At 34.4% G+C, this 1,743-nt stretch carries 1 protein-coding gene; it reads left to right on the top strand.

Annotated features, from left to right (window positions below):
• Positions 1-773: 773 nt before the first annotated feature.
• A partial coding sequence (locus ASJ81_RS12275) for a DUF3344 domain-containing protein (RefSeq protein ID WP_245860115.1) occupies positions 774-1,743 on the top strand: 970 nt, incomplete at its 3' end.

The raw sequence follows: 1,743 nt of genomic DNA, 5'->3' as shown, positions 1-1,743 counted from the left end.
TATATTTGTGGAGTTGCTAAAAACAATGTGGTAAAAGCCAACTGCGTAACTCCTACATAACTTAAGTGGGTAAATTGCCATATTTAAGGTCAATGAATAGATAATTTTTGAAAAAAAGAAATAATATGGCTTTAAAGATAACTTTGCTGTTAGCCAATTGTGAAAATAGTTTGAATAGAAGCCTCCTGAAATTTCATGACCATTAGAGCTAATGGTATTGTTTTGATCGCAAAAATAAGTAAAAAAATCGATCAATAGGAATTTTTGGATTTAACGGATAATAAACTCACTTTTTGAGTTTTGTACAAAATGAGTACCCAGCTTTGAAAAAAGAGCTTCAATCCTAATTTTAAAAAAGAATTGTTAACAGTTGCGGTTTCAAGAATTTACATCCATTACTTAAGATAAATATGGTTATTAAATAATAAATATGCAGAGAAAAATTATAAATTTTACATATATAAACATTTGAAAAGATTAATATATCTGAAAAATTGTTAATAAAATAATTATATGTATTAAAAATAGTTATAATTTGAGAAAAATTAATGAGAAAGAGTCCAAAAATAACTGTCAAAGAAAAGATCTTCGAAACGGGAATTAATTTGATATATTTATTCTGGAAAACATCTGATCACACTTCTAGAACAGAATAATAGTTATTTGACTTTTGCTTTTACTAGCAATATTCAGGTTCCTGTAATTGTCTTATAAAACTGCTTATGCACAGATTTCTGGAATTCTTTCTCTAATTGATAACAGGAGGAAGGTTAATGAATAGAAAACTGATTTTGATATTGTTAACTCTGATTCTGAGTAGCGGAGTCTGCCTGGCTGATAATTATGTAGGTGGAATCCCTCTGACCTCTGTCAAGAGTGGAACAGTAAGTGGGGGTGTCTATTGTGACAGCTACTACGGAACAGGAACTCAGCCAATACACACCGCTAAAACTATAGACAAGTCCTTTACATTACCGGCTAACGCCAAAGTTGAATGGGCAATGCTGCTCACAACCGTATATTGTGGACATATGCAAAATAATTACCAAGGAAAAGCAAAAGTAAGCTTTAACGGGAAAGTCCTCGGAACAGAAACCCTTAATGTTCCTTTTGTATTCCTTGTCAATGGTGGTAACAATGGGAAAGGGTATGTCAAGGTAAACGACCATGTTAATAGGGTAACCAGCGACTACATGATGTATTATGATGTCACAAGCCTTGTAAAATCCGGGAACAATAAAGCTACCGTACATACTGAACCTAGTGACAATAAATTTGATGGCAGAATAAAACTGATAACCCTTGTTGTAGCTTACAATGATGGCAGCGGAAAAAAGATCTGGTATCAGGTAAACCGCGGCCATGATGCGGATACTTATTATGTTGATGACAATGGTAAAACTTACGTTGGGAGCACAGCTTTTAAAGCAGCTTTACCAGCAGGTTCTACATTAACATCTGCAAAGCTTACAGATATACACATGGCAAGTACAGACGGGAAATATACTTTTAACGGAAAAACACTCACCTCAGGCAAACCTCAGGGCACATATTGTGGACTGGATTCATGGGATATTAAAAACAATTTTAAGTCTACCGGCACAAACACCCTGAAATATGACAGGACTGAAGCCTTCTATAAAAACGCACTTGCCATAATAACAGCAGAATATAAGACCTCAAGTAACAAACCTGTTGCTGCATTCTCTGCATCTCCTACATCAGGAAAAGCACCGTTAACAG

Source organism: Methanosarcina spelaei (genome assembly GCF_002287235.1).
Lineage (GTDB): Archaea > Halobacteriota > Methanosarcinia > Methanosarcinales > Methanosarcinaceae > Methanosarcina > Methanosarcina spelaei.
This window is presented reverse-complemented; position numbering and strand designations above follow the sequence as displayed.